Origin of the sequence: Planomonospora corallina (assembly GCF_042650625.1) — a bacterium.
In the GTDB taxonomy this organism is placed as follows: Bacteria; Actinomycetota; Actinomycetes; order Streptosporangiales; family Streptosporangiaceae; genus Planomonospora_B; species Planomonospora_B corallina.
Genome location: NZ_JBHSBM010000011.1, coordinates 360147 through 377076, shown reverse-complemented (window position 1 = coordinate 377076; position 16930 = coordinate 360147). Strand labels below are relative to the sequence as shown.

The 16930-nt window shown below is 73.2% G+C and carries 8 protein-coding genes; 5 read left to right on the top strand and 3 right to left on the bottom strand.

The genetic code is table 11. The features are described from left to right. Window positions 1-36: 36 nt before the first annotated feature. The gene (locus ACFOWE_RS06575) at window positions 37-5139 is read left to right on the top strand and encodes an FtsK/SpoIIIE domain-containing protein (RefSeq protein WP_377286088.1); all 5103 of its coding nucleotides are present in this window, start codon (window positions 37-39) and stop codon (window positions 5137-5139) included. 176 nt (window positions 5140-5315) lie between these two features. Here the strand turns inward: ACFOWE_RS06575 and ACFOWE_RS06570 are convergent, their stop codons facing one another. Next, entirely contained in the window at window positions 5316-5588 is a 273-nt protein-coding gene (locus ACFOWE_RS06570) for a WXG100 family type VII secretion target (protein WP_377286087.1), read from the bottom strand. A gap of 157 nt (window positions 5589-5745) precedes the next feature. On the opposite strand from ACFOWE_RS06570, the gene ACFOWE_RS06565 reads away from it, so the two are divergent. From ACFOWE_RS06565 to ACFOWE_RS06550, 4 genes are all read left to right on the top strand, one after another. Then, a complete protein-coding gene (locus tag ACFOWE_RS06565) occupies window positions 5746-6486 on the top strand; it encodes an SDR family NAD(P)-dependent oxidoreductase (RefSeq protein ID WP_377286086.1) in 741 nt (246 codons plus the stop codon). A gap of 90 nt (window positions 6487-6576) precedes the next feature. Then, window positions 6577-8334, top strand: a complete 1758-nt coding sequence (locus ACFOWE_RS06560; protein WP_377286459.1) for an acetyl/propionyl/methylcrotonyl-CoA carboxylase subunit alpha — start codon at window positions 6577-6579, stop codon at window positions 8332-8334. A 226-nt stretch (window positions 8335-8560) separates the two neighbouring features. Further along, on the top strand, window positions 8561-9973 hold the full coding sequence (locus tag ACFOWE_RS06555; RefSeq protein WP_377286085.1) for a hypothetical protein: 1413 nt from the start codon (window positions 8561-8563) through the stop codon (window positions 9971-9973). Between the two features lie 235 nt (window positions 9974-10208). Next, a complete protein-coding gene (locus ACFOWE_RS06550) occupies window positions 10209-12599 on the top strand; it encodes a protein kinase domain-containing protein (RefSeq protein WP_377286084.1) in 2391 nt (796 codons plus the stop codon). Between the two features lie 78 nt (window positions 12600-12677). Here the strand turns inward: ACFOWE_RS06550 and ACFOWE_RS06545 are convergent, their stop codons facing one another. Continuing rightward, complete coding sequence (locus tag ACFOWE_RS06545) at window positions 12678-13682, bottom strand: LacI family DNA-binding transcriptional regulator (protein ID WP_377286083.1); 1005 nt, start codon at window positions 13680-13682, stop codon at window positions 12678-12680. Further along, window positions 13679-16645 (bottom strand): glycoside hydrolase family 3 C-terminal domain-containing protein, encoded by a 2967-nt coding sequence (locus ACFOWE_RS06540; protein WP_377286082.1) that lies wholly within the window; start codon window positions 16643-16645, stop codon window positions 13679-13681. The genes ACFOWE_RS06545 and ACFOWE_RS06540 overlap by 4 nt, the downstream gene beginning before the upstream one ends. Between the last annotated feature and the right edge of the window lie 285 nt (window positions 16646-16930).

Sequence of the window (16930 nt, the reverse complement as noted above, 5' to 3'; positions counted from 1 at the left end):
GCTAGGTTGGCAGGGGGCCTGACCGAGGAGACGGCGATGCGGATCATGCTCACCGTGCTCAGCGAGCACGCCGACCGGGACGTCGTGGTCGAAGGCGACGACACGACCACGGTCGCCCGGCTCGCCGAGGCGCTCGCCGGGCAGACCGGCGAACGGCACGCCAACGTGGTCCGGCTGACCCGCAGCCGGGCCCCCTACGGACTGGGCCGCTCCGGAGCGGGGGCCGCTCCGCCCGACCTCTGGCGGGACGGCCGCGCCCTGCCCCCCGACGCGCCCGTGCTCGGACTGCTGCGCGACGGCGACCTGGTCACCCTGGACCGGCGGCTGGCGGTCTCGACGTTCGCCGACGAGCCCGGCGGCATCGTGGAGATCCGGGTGTCCGGCGGCCCCGCCGCCGGCTCCGTGCACCGCCTGGGCTTCGGCGTGCACACCATCGGCTCCGACCCCACCTGCACGGTGGCCCTGCCCGACCCCCTGCTGCCCGACCGGTCCGCCGTCGTGCGGCTCACCCCCGACGCCATCACCGTGGAGCCCGCCGGCCCCCAGGCCGGTGGTCCATCGGACCCCTCCCCGGCGGCGCCGCGCTCCTCCGGCCGGTCCCGGGGCACGGGCCCCGCGCCGGACCGCGAGCCGATCGAGCCGGCCGCCGCCCCCTCCGCCCGGCGGGCCGCGCGCGACGCGGCACCCGCCCTGGACGGCGAGCCGCTGGAGCGCGCCGTCGACTGGCCCGAGCACGCGGTGCTGACCTGCGGATCCTCGGTCCTGACGCTGACGGCCGTCGAGCCCCCCGACGCGCACCTGGACCCCCAGCCCGACGGCGGGCTCGCCTACAACCGGCCGCCCCGGCTCCGTCCCCCGGAGGCCGGGTGGCGCCTGGAGGTCCCGGTCGAGCCCCGGCGGGCCGAGACCATGCGGCTGCAGCTGCTGGCCGCGTCCCTGCCGCTCCTGCTCGGCCTGGTCATGGCCTGGGCGCTCAACACGTGGTACTTCCTGCTGTTCGCCCTGCTGAGCCCGCTGATCATGATCGGGCAGTGGTGGAGCGACCGCCGTCACGGCCGCAAGCGGCACCGGCAGCAGATGAAGGACTACCGGGAGCGCCTGGCGCTCTTCGAGACCGCGGTGGAGCGGGCCCGCGCCGCTGACGAGGCCGCCCGCCGCGGCGCCGCCCCCGATCCGGCCGAGATCCTGCTCACCGCCACCGGTCCCCGGCGGCGGCTCTGGGAGCGCCGCGACCACGACCCCGACGCGCTCCTCCTCCGGGTCGGGCTCGCCGACCTGGCAGCCGGCCTGGAGTTCGTCCCCGAGCGCGGCGCCCCGCCGGACGTCCCGCTGCCCGAGCCCCCGATCTGCCGGGCGGTGCCGGTGACGCTGGCCATGCGACGGCTCGGCGTGGCCGGCCTGACCGGTCCCCGACAGGTCGTCGCGGGCCTGGCCCGCTGGCTCGTCGGCCAGGCCGCCGTCCTGCACAGCCCCCGCGACCTGGCGATCGTGGTGCTGTCCGCGCACGGCGACGGCGAGGAGCGGTGGAACTGGGTCCGGTGGCTGCCCCACTGCGCCCCGCGCAACGGCGAGGACTGCGTGGCGCTGGTCGGCGCCGACCCGGAGGCCGCCGCCCGCCGGGTGGCCGAGCTGGGCACGCTGATCGGGGAGCGCCTCGGCGAGGACGGCAGGCCGGCAGGCGCCCCCCGCGTCCCGTCCGGCTGGGGCGGGCTCGGCGGACCCGGCGGGGCGGCCGCCCCGGCGACGCCCCGCTACGACGAGCGCCCCTACGACGTGCTGGTGCTCCTGGACGGCGCCCGGGTGCTGCGCGCCCTGCCCGGCATGCCGCAGGTGCTGCGTCAGGGCCCCCGCGCGGGTGTCCACACGCTGGCGCTGGACGACGAGCAGCGCCTGCTGCCCGAGGAGTGCGCCACCGTCGTGCAGGCGGAGGCGGACGGCCGGCTCCGGCTCCGCGGCGGCGGTCTCGACGGCCTCGGTGACCTCGGCGACCTCGGTGGGGTCCTGGCCGACCAGGTCTCGGCCTCCTGGTGCGACCGGCTGGCCCGCTCCCTGGCCCCGATCCGCGACGTCAGCCGCGACGACGCGGGCCTGGCCCTGCCCGGTTCCGCCCGGCTGCTGGACCTGCTCCGGCTCTCCCCGGGCCCGGACGCCCCCGGCTCCCCGGGCTCCTCGGGCTCCTCGGGGTCCCCCTGGTCCCCCGCCGCCCTGAGCCCTCCTGGGAGCGCCGCTGGGCCGGATCCGCTTCCCGCCGGGCCCCCGGGCTCCCCGGCCCCCGCCTCCTCCGGCCCGGACCCCCTGTCGGCGGCGGTCCTCGCCAGGCGGTGGGGGCGCTCCACCGAGGCGGTGATCGGTGTGGGCCCGGACGGCCCGTTCTCCGTCGACCTGAGCAGGGACGGGCCGCACGCGCTCATCGCGGGCACCACCGGCGCGGGCAAGTCCGAGCTGCTGCAGACGCTGATCTGCTCGCTCGCGGTGGCCAACCGGCCGGACGAGCTGACGTTCGTGCTGATCGACTACAAGGGCGGCGCCGCCTTCAAGGAGTGCGTGCGGCTCCCGCACACCGTCGGCATGGTCAGCGATCTGGACGGCCACCTCACCCAGCGGGCCCTGGCCTCCCTGGCGGCCGAGATCCGGCGCCGGGAGCGGCTGCTGCTGGCGGCCGGGGCCAAGGACATCGAGGACTACCACGCGCTGCGCGACGCCCAGACGGCCCGCGCCTCCCGCGACCTGCTGGTGGCGGGAGGCCCGTCCCCGGCCGTGTCCCCTGCCGCGCCGCCGCGGGGCCGGGGCCCGGGCGGCGGCGGTGCGCCGCTGGCGCCGCTGCCCCGCCTGGTGCTGGTGATCGACGAGTTCGCGGCGATGGTCAGCGAGCTGCCCGACTTCATGACCGGGCTGGTGGACATCGCCCGGCGGGGCCGCTCGCTGGGCATCCACCTGATCCTCGCCACCCAGCGGCCGGCGGGCGTGGTGACCCCCGACATCCAGGCCAACACCTCGCTGCGGATCGCGCTGCGGGTGACCGAGACCGCGGAGTCCGCCGACGTCATCGGCACCTCCGACGCCGCGCACATCTCCAAGTCCACCCCCGGCCGGTGCTACGTGCGGTCGGGGGCGGGCGCCCCGGCGGCGGTGCAGACCGCGCGGATCGGCGGGCGGAGCGCCACCGTGACGGGCGGGGTCAGGACACGGGTGACCGAGGTCGGCTGGCGGGCGCTGGGCCATCCGGCGACCGCACCGGGGAGCGGGGCGGAGGACTCCTCCGTCACCGACCTGTCGCTGCTCGTCGACGCCCTGGGGGAGGCGGCGCGGGTGGCCGGCGTCCCCGGGCAGCCCAGCCCCTGGCTCGACCCGCTCCCCGCCCTCGTCGTCCTGCCCGGGGCGTCCGGCCCGTCCGGGGCGTCCGGGGCGGACGGCCCGCCGTACCGGGCGGGAGCCGAGGAGGTGCCGCCGCTGGTGTTCGGGACGACCGACCTGCCCTGGGCGCAGGACCGGCGGGCGCTCGAGCTGGACCTCGCCCGCGGCGGGCACCTGCTCATCGCGGGGACGGCGCGCAGCGGCCGGTCCACCGCGCTGCGCACGCTGGCGGGGGCGATCGCGGCGGGCGCGTCCCCGCAGGACGTGCACCTGCACGCGATCGACTGCGGGTCGGGGGCACTGCTCCCCCTGGTGGCGATGGCGCACTGCGGCGCCGTGGTGACCCGCGACCAGCTCGACCGGGTCGAGCGCCTGCTGGCCCGGCTGCGGGCGGAGGTGGGGCGGCGCCAGCAGCTGCTGGCCGAGGCCGGGCACGCCTCCCTGGCCGAGATGCGCGCCTCCCCCGGCGCTCCCCGGCCGCCCTGGCTGGTGCTGATGCTCGACCGCTGGGAGGGGTTCGTCGCCGCGTTCGAGGGCTACGACTACGGGCGGCTGGTCGACGCGCTGCTGCAGCTGCTGCGGGAGGGCCCCGCGGTCGGGCTCCGGGCCGTGGTGACCGGCGACCGGTCCGCGCTGCTCGGGCAGATCTCCACGGTCTTCGACGACCGGCTCATCCTGCGCCTCGCCGACCCCGCGGACTACGGGCTGGCCGGGCTGCCCACCAAGGATCTGCCCGCCGCCCTCCCCCCCGGCCGGGCGCTGTCCGTGGGGGAGCACGGCCCGACCGAGAGCCAGATCGCCCTGCTCGACGCCGACCCCTCCGGTCCCTCGCAGGTCGCCGTGGTGCAGGCCCTCGCCCGTACGGTGCCCGACCGGTTCCCCGGCACCGCCGCGCTCCCCTGGGCGGACGGCGTCGCCGACGTGGCCGTTCACCGACCGGACGACGTCGCCGGCGCGACCGTTCACCGGCCGGACGACACCGCCGCGTCCGCCGACGGCCCCGGCCTCCTGCGGCCCGCGGAGCGCACCGGCACCGGGCGGGCCGGCGAGAGCGCGGGAAGGCCCGGGTGGATCTGGGAGGGCGAGCCACCGCTACGGGTGGACGCGCTGCCGTTGCGGATCACCGCCGCGCAGGCGATGGACCTGGCCCCGGGCTTCGAGCCGCCCTCACCCCTGTGGGCGCTGCTCGGCGCGGGAGGCGACTCCCTCGCCCCGCTCGGCGTCGACCTGCTGGCCCAGGGCCCCGGCGCGGTAGTCGCGGGGCCACCCCGGTCGGGCCGCTCCTCGGTGCTGCTGACGGCGGCCCGTTCCCTGCTCGACCGCGGCACGCCGGTCGTCCTCGTCACCCCCCGGCGCAGCCCGCTGCGCACGCTGGAGGGCGCCGACGGAGTGCTGGCCGTGCTCGGTGGGGACGGCGGGGACGGCGACCTGGAGACGGCCGTGGCGGGCCGGGAGCGCTACGTGGTGCTCGTCGATGACGCGGAGCTGCTCTCCCCCGACAGCCCGCTCGGCTCAGCCCTGGAGCGGGTGCTGCGCACCGGGCGCGACGGCGAGCACGGCCTCGTCCTCGCCGGGGCCACCGGCGACCTGACCACCGCCTACCGGGGCTTCGCCGCCGAGGCCCGCAAGTCCCGTACCGGCCTGCTGCTCGCGGTGCAGAGCCCCGCCGACGGCGACCTGTTCACCGTACGGCTGCCGCGCGGCGCGGTCGGCGGCCCTCCGGGCCGCGGCCTGCTGATCACTCTGGGGACCGTCACGCCGGTCCAGGCGGCACTTCCGGGGTAGGGGCCGGGCCCGTACCCGGTCCAGCTCGGTCAGGATGTCCGCGGTGGAGACGGTGCCGGTCGCGGTACCGGCTGCTCTGGTGAGGAGGTTGTCGAGGTCGGGGTCGTGCATGGGACGCCTCCGGACACCACGGAGGCGCCGCCCGAAGCTGAGACGGCGCCGTGGTGGACCGAATGTCAGCGGGTGGCCGACTCGATGTTGGCTCGATAGGTGTTGATGACCTTCGATGCCTCCTCCAACTCCACAGCCATACGCTCGAAGGCTGCCTTGTAGTTCTGCCAGGCCTCTCCGAATCGCGTGGCTCCCGGGCCGGTCCAGGAAACGTTGACCTTGGCCGCCTCAGTGTTCAGCGCGGCCACGATCTCCCTTACCTGATGAGCCCGCTGGCCGAACTGGCGGGCCATGGCATCCATGTCCGCCAGATTGCCTCCGAGCATGCTGTGACTCATGCCGTCTCCTTCGGGATCGGTGTCAGAGGGGTCACCAAACGAACTCACGGTACGCGCATGGATCACTTTCTATCAGCGTTATACCTAGCGGTTATGATCTCCACCAGATACCGTTGATTTTTTTATCTGTTTATCGCGATATGAGGGACATCCGGAAATGCGGGAGATCGTGGTGACCGGTGGGGGCACCGGGATCGGTCACGCCATCGCGGCGGCGTTCGCCGCCCAGGGGGACCGGGTCACCGTCACCGGACGGCGGGAGCACGTCCTGAAGGAGGCGGCCGACCGGCTGGACGCCGGCCGTACCGGACAGGTCGGCTACGCGGTCTTCAACGCGGCCAACCCGGTCGCCGTCGGCGAGGCGCTGGACAGGCTGCCCGCCCGGGTGGACGTGCTGGTCAACAACGCGGGCGGGAACACCGACCTGGACCGCGCGTCCGCCGACGACGACCTGATGGACGTGGCCGAGAGCTGGTGGGCCAATCTCAACGCCAACCTGATGTCGGCCGTGCTGGTCACGACCGCGCTGGCCCCCCGGCTCGCCGACGGAGGCAGGATCGTCACGATCGGCTCGATCGCGGCCAGGGGTACGGGCTCCGGCTCGTACGGCGCGGCTAAAGCCGCCCTGGAGGCCTGGACGGCCGACCTGGCGGCCGAACTCGGGCCGCGCGACATCACCGCCAACGTCGTCTCCCCCGGCCTGGTCGTGGAGACGGAGTTCTTCCGGGGCCGCCTCACCGAGGAGGGGGTGCGCCGCCGGGTGGAGAGCACCCGGAACGGGCGCGCCGGCACCCCCGAGGACGTGGCGCAGACGGTGAGGTTCCTCGCCTCTCCGGAGGCACGCCACATAACCGGGCAGGTCATCCACGTCAACGGCGGCGCCTATCTCGGAAGGTGAGACCCAGCGGAACCGGGGAATCAGAGGACGCTTACACTCCGTTGGAGGCCCGCCCGGCCTGTTGTCCGCGTGCAGAAGGGAACGACCTCGGTGCAGAAGGTCCTGATCGCCAACCGTGGTGAGATCGCCGTGCGGATCGCCCGCGCCTGCAAGGACGCCGGACTGACCGGCATCGCCGTCTACGCCGACCAGGACCGCGACGCCCTGCACGTGCGCGTCGCCGACGAGGCCTACGCCCTGAACGGGCAGAGCCCGGCCGAGACCTACCTCGACATCGACAAGCTCCTCGCCGTCGCCGCCCAGGCCGGTGCGGACGCCGTCCACCCCGGCTACGGCTTCCTGGCCGAGAACGCCGCCTTCGCCCAGGCCGTCATCGACGCGGGCCTGACCTGGATCGGGCCGCCCCCGGCCGCGATCACCGCGCTCGGCGACAAGGTGCAGGCGCGGCACATCGCCCAGGCCGTCGGCGCCCCGCTGGTCGCGGGCACCCCGGACCCCGTCTCCGGGGTGGAGGAGGTCGTCGCCTTCGCCACCGAGCACGGCCTGCCGATCGCGATCAAGGCGGCGTACGGCGGCGGCGGGCGCGGCCTGAAGGTCGCCCGCACCCTCGAGGAGATCCCCGACCTGTACGAGTCGGCCGTGCGCGAGGCGGTGACCGCGTTCGGCCGCGGCGAGTGCTTCGTCGAGCGCTACCTGGACCGGCCCCGCCACGTGGAGACCCAGTGCCTGGCCGACAAGCACGGCAACGTCGTGGTGGTCTCGACCCGCGACTGCTCGCTGCAGCGCCGCCACCAGAAGCTGGTGGAGGAGGCCCCGGCCCCGTTCCTGACGGCCGAGCAGACCGAGCTGCTCTACTCCTCCTCCAAGGCGATCCTGCGTGAGGCCGGCTACGTCGGCGCGGGCACCTGCGAGTTCCTCGTGGGCCAGGACGGCACGATCTCGTTCCTCGAGGTCAACACCCGCCTGCAGGTCGAGCACCCGGTCACCGAGGAGGTCGCCGGCATCGACCTGGTCCGCGAGATGTTCCGCGTCGCCGACGGCGAGGAGCTCGGCTACGGCGACCCCGTGGTGCGCGGGCACTCGATCGAGTTCCGGATCAACGCCGAGGACGCCGGGCGCGGTTTCCTTCCCGCCCCGGGCACCATCACCCGCATGTCCACCCCGTCGGGGCCGGGCGTGCGGCTGGACTCCGGTTACGAGACCGGGATGACCGTGCCGCAGTCGTTCGACTCGCTCGTGGCCAAGCTGGTCGTGACCGGCGCCACCCGCACGCAGGCGCTCGAGCGCGCCCGGCGCGCCCTGGCCGAGTTCGAGATCGAGGGCATGCCGACCGTGCTGCCCTTCCACCGGACGGTGGTGGCCGATCCGGCGTTCACGGGTGAGCCGTTCTCGGTCCACACCCGGTGGATCGAGACCGAGTTCGACAACACGATCGAGCCCTACGCCGGGGAGACCGGCGCGGAGGGCGAGCCGGTCGAGCGGGAGCGCATCACCGTGGAGGTCGGCGGCAAGCGGCTGGAGGTCGTGCTGCCCGCCGGGCTCGGCGCTCCGGCGGGCGCGGGCCGTACGGCCGCGGCCTCGGCGCCGCGGCGGCGGGCGGGCGGGGCCGCCAAGAAGGCGGCCGCCGGCGGGGACGCGCTGGTAAGCCCGATGCAGGGCACGATCGTGAAGGTGGTGGTCGCCGACGGCGACACGGTCGCGGCCGGGGACACCGTCGTGGTGCTGGAGGCGATGAAGATGGAGCAGCCGCTGACCGCGCACAAGGCGGGCACGGTGACCGGGCTCTCCGCGCAGGTGGGGCAGACGGTGACCTCCGGCGCGGTGCTCTGCGACATCAAGGACGCCTGACCCTCGCCAGGACCGGCTGATCCGGCTGCGACTCTGCGGCTTCCGGTCCGGGCCCGGTACGCGCGTGCACACCGGGGGCGGTCCGTAGCGGGCCGCCCCCGGTGTGCGATCTGCGACGATCCTCCAACTCGGTGCCCGATCACCGGATGAAGGGGATACGGTCGGGTAGTAGGGAACTTCGATGTCCGCTCATTCGTCCTTATCGGACGAAGGAGGCTTTACTGCCGTGACCACCACAAAACTCTCAGCAGGTCGTCTCGGTGCCGCGGTCACCGCGCTCTTCGCCGGGTTACTGACCATCTTCATGATCGCCCCTGCGGCCCACGCCGCCTCGGCACCCGATCCCAGTGCGATCGTCTCCTCATGGGCATCCGACCCCCTCTACGTGGAGCCGGGCTCGGCTCTCACCTCGAGCGAGCAGTCGGCCATCCGTGACTCCCTCAAGGGAAAGAATCCGCCGATCTACGTGGCCGCCCTGCCCCACGGCACGCTGACCAGTAGGTCAGCCGCCCTTGAGTTCGTCACAACGCTGGGCAGGCAGCTTGAATCCCAGGGCACAAGCAAGGCGACCATCGCCGTCCTGGACGGCAAGAGCCTGTTCGCCGCATCCAACTCCCTGCGTGCGGGCGTCGCCAATGAGATCTCCAAGGTGGCCGTCCGCACCAACAGCGACGTCGTCAGCGGGATGCAGGACTTCGTCAGGCGGGTGGAGCTGGCCGAGTCCGGCGACACCAGGGCCGCCCTGAGCGCGAACGGCTCCCGTGAGCCCGCCGGCTCCACCGGCGGTGGCGGTGGCGGCGGCGTGCTGGTCGGCATCCTGGTGCTGGCCCTGGCCGGCGGCGGAGGGCTGCTCCTCTACTCCCGCAAGAAGAAGAAGGAGCGCGAGGCCCGCGAGGCCGCCGAGCTGGCCGCGGTCAAGCAGACCGTGGACGAGGACATCACGAAGTTCGGCGAGGAGATCACCGCGCTGGACATGGACGTCAAGATGCTGGCCGACGGCGGCGACCACCAGGAGGACTGGACCCGCGCCCTCAACTCCTACGAGCGGGCCAAGGCGGAGCTCGAGGAGGTCAGGCGCCCCGACCAGCTGCGCGATGTGACCACCGCGCTGGAGGAGGGCCGCTACGCCCTCGCCTGCGTGAAGGCCCGCGTCAACCACGAGCCGCTCCCCGAGCGGCGCTCCCCGTGCTTCTTCAACCCGCAGCACGGCCCCTCGGCCCGCGACGTGCGCTGGGCCCCGCCCGGGGGCGCGCTGCGCGACGTCCCGGCCTGCGCGGCCGACGCCGAGGCCATCGAGCGCGGCTTCGAGCCGCAGAGCCGTGAGGTCGTCATGGCCAACGGCCAGCGCCGCCCCTACTACGAGGCGGGCCCGGCCTACCAGCCCTACGCCTACGGTTACTACGGCGGCTTCGGTGACGTGATGAGCGGCATGCTCGTCGGCACGATGCTCGGCAGCATGATGGGCGGCTGGGGCATGGGCGGCTACGGCATGGGCTACGGCGCCGGCTACCAGGAAGGCGTGTCCGACGCGGGCGGCGACTGGGGCGGTGGCGGCGGAGGCGACTTCGGCGGCGGAGGCTGGGGCGACTTCGGCGGAGGCGACTTCGGCGGCGGTGACTTCGGCGGAGGCGACTGGTAATCGCGGCGGTCACGGCTGAGCGCCGGTCGTTCCACGACGCGGCGGGGGCCGTACGGATCCGGAAAGGACCGTACGGCCCCCGCTTTTTCATTCCCCCATTTACGGTCGGCTCATTATCGGAAATGACGGACAACCAGTGAACATTCACAAATCCCATGGTCATCACTGGCTATGGCGAGATGACAGGCGATTGTGACAGGCTGCTGATCAGGGTTTCTGATCGGCACCGTCCCGCGTGCCGAGCTTCGCCACAGGGCTCGGCACGGCGACGACGGAGAAGGGGGAAATTGTGCCCGATTCCGGTCGGCTGGGCATGGACGACCCGCAGCAGATCGGCGCGTACCGGTTGGTGGGAGTGCTCGGCGAGGGCGGCCAGGGCACCGTCTACCTCGGTCAGGACCCTTCCGGGCGGCGGGTGGCCGTCAAGGTGCTGCACACCCGCATGGCCGCCGAGGCCGCCCTCCGGGAGCGGTTCGAGCGGGAGGCGGAGCTGGCCCGCCGGGTCGCGGTGTTCTGCACCGCCCAGGTGCTGGAGGCCGGCATCGAGCGCGGGCGGCCCTACCTGGTCAGCGAGTACGTCCCCGGACCGTCGCTGCAGCAGCTGGTCACCACCGAGGGGCCCCGAACCGGCAGCGGGCTGGAGCGCCTGGCCGTCGCCACGGCGACCGCGCTGGCCGCCATCCACCGGGTCGGGATCGTGCACCGCGACTTCAAGCCGGCCAATGTGATCATGGGGCCGGAGGGGCCGGTCGTCATCGACTTCGGCATCGCCCGCATCCTGGAGGCCAGCGCCACCAACTCGGCGCTGGTGGGCAGCCCCGGCTACATGGCGCCCGAGCAGCTCTCCGACGGACCCGCCGGCCCCGCCTCCGACGTCTTCGCCTGGGCCGCCACCATGGTGTACGCCGCGACCGGGCACCCGGCCTTCACCGGCCAGCATCCGGCGGCGGTGATGAACGCCGTCATGAACGGCGAGCCCGACCTGAACGGGGTGCCGCGCGGGCTGCGGTCGCTGCTGACGTCCTGCCTGGCCAAGAACCCGGCCTCCCGGCCCACGGCCGACCGGGTGCTGGCCACGCTGACCGGGAACGGCACCGCTCAGAGCCCGTTCGGAGGGAACGGCTCGCAGGAGGCGAACCGCACCGTGCCGGGCCGGCTCACCGGATCACCGGCCGCGCCTGGTTCACCGGCTCCCGCCGATCAGGGGGCCGGCCCATCCCCCCGGCCTCACCCCGACGACGTGACCATGTACGGCACTCCCGGAGAGCGCGGTCCTCGTATGCCCCCGCCACCGGTTCCCCACCGTGCCGGAGCGAACCCCTTTCCTCCACGGTCGGGGAAGACCCCGGAGCGCAGTGCGGCCCAGAACGACGCACACCCCGCCGGTGCCGGCCACGCCCCTGCGGTCTTCGCCTCCGGCAATGGCGGTTCCGCCGCCACCGCACCTTCCGAACGATCCGCCGTGGCCGCGTCCACGCCCACGGGGATCTCACGCCGTCGCGTTCCGCCTTTCGCCCTGGCCACGGTGGCCGCGGTTGCCGTGGGGGCCGTAGCGGGTGTCGTGATCTACATGGGCACCTCGCCTACCGACATCGACCCTTCCACCGTGCCGACCGCTGTGCCTTCTTCAACCTCTTCGGCTCCCAGTACTGCTCCTTCCGCCACGACTCCCGTCGATACGGGTTACTCCGCGACGTACTCAACTGGCTCTTATGTCGCGTCCCACATGGCATCAACGAAGCTGAACGGCCATCCAGCGATCGTCTGGGGTAGTTGGGACGACTCCCTGCGAGTATGGGATCTGACTACCGGAACACAAATTGGTGGGTTAATGACAGGCCACACCGATGACGTCATCGCAGTGGCGACAGGACAACTGGACGGTCGCCCAATCGCGGTCTCCAGCAGCAGGGACAAAACTGTACGGGTATGGGACCTCACCACCCGTGAACAGATCGGCGAGCCCTTCACAGAGCACACCGATGAGGTTTTCTCCATAGCCGTGACAGAGCTGGACGACCGAGCGGTCGTCATCTCTGGAGGGCGGGACAAGACCGTGCGAGTGTGGGACCTGGCCACAAAGCAACCGATCGGTAAGCCCATCACCAATGATCTTTACGTCTGGTCTGTGGCGGTGGCACAAGTGGACGGACGCCCTGCTGTTGCCGCCGCTGTCGGAAGTTCAATTCATGTGTGGGATCTGGCAACACACAAACCGGTCATCCGGCCGATCGAATACGTAGGGGCCACCACTCTGGCGGTGACCGAGCTGGACGGTCGTCCGGCTATCGTCTCTGATGGTGCGGGCAATACTGTGCGGGTGTGGGACCTGACCACAGGCAAGCAACTCCGCCAACCGCTGACCGGTCACACCGAGAAGATCAATTCAGTGGTGGTGACAGAACTGAACGACCTACCGGTTGTTGCCTCCGGCGGCTGGGACAAGACCGTGCGAATATGGGATCTGACCACAGGCAAGCAAATCGGAAATCCCTTCACGGGACATACCGATGATGTCAACTCATTGATAGCGGCGGAGTGGGAAATCCAACCGGTCGTCGTCTCCAGCAGTGCCGACAGGTCTATACGAGTGTGGGATCTGGTGAACCCTTCTAAGGGCGACTGATCCCGCCATATCCGTCCTCTGCTGGTGCTGCCTCCAACCTAGGCAGGCGAGATCGAACGGCAGACCGGCCCGTCCGCCTCAGGTGCTGTCCCGGATCGTCAGCCGGGGAGCCAGCAGGGTGCCGTCGGGGACGGTGCGGCCCTCCAGTTTGTCCATCAGCAGCCGGACCGCCTCCCGGCCGACGTCCTCGGCCGGGACGAGCACCGAGGTCAGCGACGGGCTGGAGCGTTCCGCGATGTCGTCGGGGCAGATCGCGACCACCGCGATGTCCTCCGGGACCCGCCTGCCGTGCTGGCGCAGCGCCCCCAGCACGTGGCCGGCCGCGGCCTCGTTGTGCACGACCAGCCCGGTGAGGCCCGGCCGCCGCTCCAGCAGCTCGCCCACGATCCGCGCCACCTCGTCGAACGTCTCCTCGCACGGCAGCGCCACCCCGGTCAGGCCGTGCGCGGCCACGGCCTCGGTGAAGCCCTCCCTGGTCCGCCGGGCGAATCCGGTGCCCCGGTCGTAGACCACGCCGGGCGCGCCGAGCAGCGCGACCTCCCGGTGGCCGCGCTCGGCCAGGTGCTGCACGCAGAGCGCCCCGGCCCGCGCGAAGTCGAGGTCGACGCAGGTCAGCCCGGTGGTGTCGGCGGGGAAGCCGATGAGCACGCTCGGCTCGGCCAACTGGCGCAGGAGCGGCACCCGGGGATCGTGCAGCTCCACGTCCATGAGCACCAGCCCGTCCACCAGCGCGCTGGCGGCGGCCCGGCGGATCCCGTCGGGCCCCTCGTCAGCGGTGAGCAGGAGCACGTCGTGGTCGTAGCGGCGGGCCGCGGTCACCACCGAGGTGGCGAACTGCATCAGCACCGGCACGTGCATGCCCACCCGGAACGGCAGCACCAGCGCGATCACGTTCGCCCGCCTGCTGGCCAGTGCCCGGGCCCCGGCGTTGGGGTGGTAGCCCAGCGTCCGCACGCTGTCGAGCACGCGCCGCCGGGTGTCGGCGGAGATGGCGCGTTTCCCGCTGAGCACGTACGAGACCGTGCTCACCGCCACGCCGGCGTGCCGGGCGACCTCGGCGATGGTGACCGCTCGACCGCTCATGAAATCTCCGCCCGCTCGCAGACCCGTTCGAAGGCCAGGTGGGAAACGGTTATACCGGCATTCTCGAACACCACGTAGAGGTCGTGCACGTCCCGCGCCCCGGTGAGGGCGCCGGTGATCCAGGCCAGGTCGTACCGGCCGGCCCGCGGGACGGGCACGGTGCCGAGGACCGGGCCGTACAGGGGGTCGTCGAGGCGGAGGGTGACGACGCCGCCCTCGGCGCCGGCGGCCTCCAGCGCGACGGTGTCCGCCCCGGTCCCGAAGTCCACGCCGCGGAAGAGGATCCACGCGCCCTCCGCCGTGGACCGTACGGCGTCGCCGGAGACCCTGGACGCGTCGGTGAACGCCACCGCGTCGTACTCGTCGTGGCCGGTCGCCGCGATCGGGCCGGCGAGGGCGTCGCGGGGCGGGATGTGCTCGCCGGGGACGTGGACGGTCGCGCAGAGCCTGATGTCGCGGGCCGAGCGCCCCACCATGATCTTGTGGGGGGCGTCCTCGACCGTGAACCGGTCCCGGGTCACGTCCCAGAAGGCCAGGTCGGTGATGTCGATGCTCCAGCGGACCGTGGTGCTCTCGCCGGGTGCCAGCCGTACCTTCGCGAAGCCCCGCAGGCGGCGGAGCGGCTGCTTGACGCGGGAGCGCTGCTGGTGGGTGTAGAGCTGGACGACCTCGGTCCCGGGCCGGGCGCCGGTGTTGGTGATCACGGCCGAGACGGTGATCCTCCCGTCGGCGGCCTCGGCGGTCAGGGCGGAGTGGTCGAAGTCCGTGTAGGACAGGCCGTGGCCGAAGGGGTAGAGCGGGGTGCCCCGGTAGTACTGGTAGGTGGCGTCGGCGGCGATGATGTCGTAGTCGAGCAGGTCGGGCAGCTCGCACGCCGAGCGGTACCACGTCTGGGTGAGGCGCCCCTCGGGGTCGGCGTCGCCGAAGAGCACCTCGGCCAGCGCGTGGCCGTACTCCTGGCCGCCGTGCGAGGACCACAGGACGGCGGGCAGGTCCCGCGGCGACCAGGCCATCGGGTAGCCGCTGCTGATCACCATGACGGTCCGCGGGTTGGCCGCGCGCACCGCCGCGACCACGGCCTCCTGGGCGGGCGGGAGCGCCAGGTCGTGGCGGTCCTCGGTCTCGCGCCCGTTGACCAGCGGGTGGTCGCCGACCACGACGACCGCGACGTCCGCGGCGGCGGCCAGCGCGGCGGCGGCCTCCGCGCCGCTGACGACCGTCTCGGCGGTGAGCCAGAGCGCGGCGTCCGCGTCGTCCACCAGGCGCAGGACCGGGGCGGGGACCGCGCCGTCCGCCGGGCGCAGGGCCGGAGCGGGCGCCGCGCCGTCCAGGGCGGAACCGTCCGGAGCAGGACCGCCCGGGACAGGACCGCCCGGAAGAGGATCGCCCGGAGCAGCGCCGACGGCTGGGTCGGCGGCACCCCCGGCGGCGCCGGGAGCGGGGGCGAGCCCGACGTAGCGGCCGGTGGAGATGTGCCGGAGCGCCAGCGTGCCGCGGGGACGCTCCTCCAGCCGGAAGGTCTGGCGCACCTCCCAGCCGTTCGGTCCCGGCTGGTCGTTGACCAGCACCCCGTCGTCGTCCACCGAGACGTGGCGGCCGGTGGCCGCGGCCCGCAGCGCGTAGGAGCCGCCGCCCCAGTCGAACAGGTCGAACAGGCCGGCCGGGGAGGCCGCCTCCGGGGTGACGGTGAGCGGGCCGCCGCCGGGGTCGGCGACGACGTGCCCGCTCTCGGAGCTCAGCGTGATGCGGTCCACCGCCTCGCAGAACACCGTCTCGCACCGCTCGGCGAGTCCGGCGCGGGCGGTGACGGCGTACGGCAGGGTGCCGGAGTACCAGTCCTCCATGAGGGTGTCGCCGAGCGGGCCGATGACGGCGATCTTCCGCACCCCGGTCAGCGGGAGGATGCCGTCGTTCTCCAGCAGCACGATCGAGCGCCGGGCGGCCTCGCGGGCCAGCGCCTGGTGCTCGGGGCAGTTGACCACGGCCTCGGTCACGCCGTCGTACGGCGTGGCGGGGTCGAACTCGCCGAGCCGGAACCGGATGGAGAGCGCGTGCCTGACGGCCGTGTCGATGTCGGCCTCGGTGAGCAGGCCCCGCTCCAGCGCGTCGTGGATGTGGCCGAGCACGGCCCCGGTCCGGTCGTCGTCCTGGGTGAAGCTGTCGAGTCCGGCCTTGATGGCGTGCGCGTAGGCCTCGGCGGGGTCGTCGTGGTAGGCCTGCAGGCCGGTGAGGTTGCCGGGGGCGTAGGCGTCGCTGACCACGAGGACGTCGTCGGGGGCCCAGGTGCGCAGCACGCCGTTGATCAGCGGGCTGAGGTGGGCGGGGCGGCCGTTGACGAGGTTGTAGGAGGGCATGACGGCGACGGCCGCGCCGCTCTCCAGGGCGGGCCGGTAGGCGGGCAGCTCGTACTCGTGCAGCACCCGGGGCGGCAGGTCGCTGGAGGTGGTGCAGCGGTCGGTCTCGTTGTTGTAGCCGAGGAAGTGCTTGAGCGTGGGCGCGGTCTTCAGGATGGCGGGATGGCTCCCACGAAGGCCGGAGGCGTACGCCACGGACATGACGCCGGTCAGCCAGGGGTCCTCGGAGTAGCCCTCCTCGTTCCGCCCCCAGCGGGGGTCGCGCAGCGGGTTGACCACGGGGGCCCACACGTTGCGCCCGGCCCCGGCCGGGTCCTTGTGGTGGAAGGCGAGGACCTCGTCGGCCGTGGCCTCGCCGACCCGCCGGACCAGCTCGGGGTCCCAGGTGCTGGCCAGCCCGATCGCCTGCGGGAAGACCGTGGCGGGGCCGAGCCAGGCCAGGCCGTGCAGGGCCTCGGTGCCGGTGCGGAAGGGGCCCACGCCCAGCCGCTCGACCGGGGCCTGGTACTGGTGGAGGAGGGCGACCTTCTCCACCAGGGTCAGCCTGCCCTGCAGGTCGGCGATGCGGGTGGCGAGCGGGAGCTCGGGGTCGCGGAACGGTTCGTTCATCGGGGGGACCATCCCTCTGCTGAGCGTCGAAGCGCTTCGACAACGGGGCGGGAAAAGGCGCCTCTTTCGAAGCGCTTCGATAGTCGGTCCAGGAAAACTCCGCCCGTTACATCCATGTTTCAAGCGGAGTTTCCCTGAAGGGTGCCTGGATGTGAGATCCAGGTCAAGAGGCGCGGGGAAAATCGTGGATCATTCTTCGGTCCTTTCCCCTCCCGGAGCGGGCCGCCGGGAACGGCGGGCACCGCGGCCGGCACAGGACAGGAAGGCCGGGGCAGCCGGCCCGGG

Bases quoted from the DNA above. Each gene is read 5' to 3' on its own strand.
- ACFOWE_RS06575 (WP_377286088.1), top strand. From the start codon at position 37: ATGCGGATCATGCTCACCGTGCTCAGCGAGCACGCCGACCGGGACGTC.
- ACFOWE_RS06570 (WP_377286087.1), bottom strand. From the start codon at position 5,588: ATGAGTCACAGCATGCTCGGAGGCAATCTGGCGGACATGGATGCCATG.
- ACFOWE_RS06540 (WP_377286082.1), bottom strand. From the start codon at position 16,645: ATGAACGAACCGTTCCGCGACCCCGAGCTCCCGCTCGCCACCCGCATC.
- ACFOWE_RS06565 (WP_377286086.1), top strand. From the start codon at position 5,746: ATGCGGGAGATCGTGGTGACCGGTGGGGGCACCGGGATCGGTCACGCC.
- ACFOWE_RS06545 (WP_377286083.1), bottom strand. From the start codon at position 13,682: ATGAGCGGTCGAGCGGTCACCATCGCCGAGGTCGCCCGGCACGCCGGC.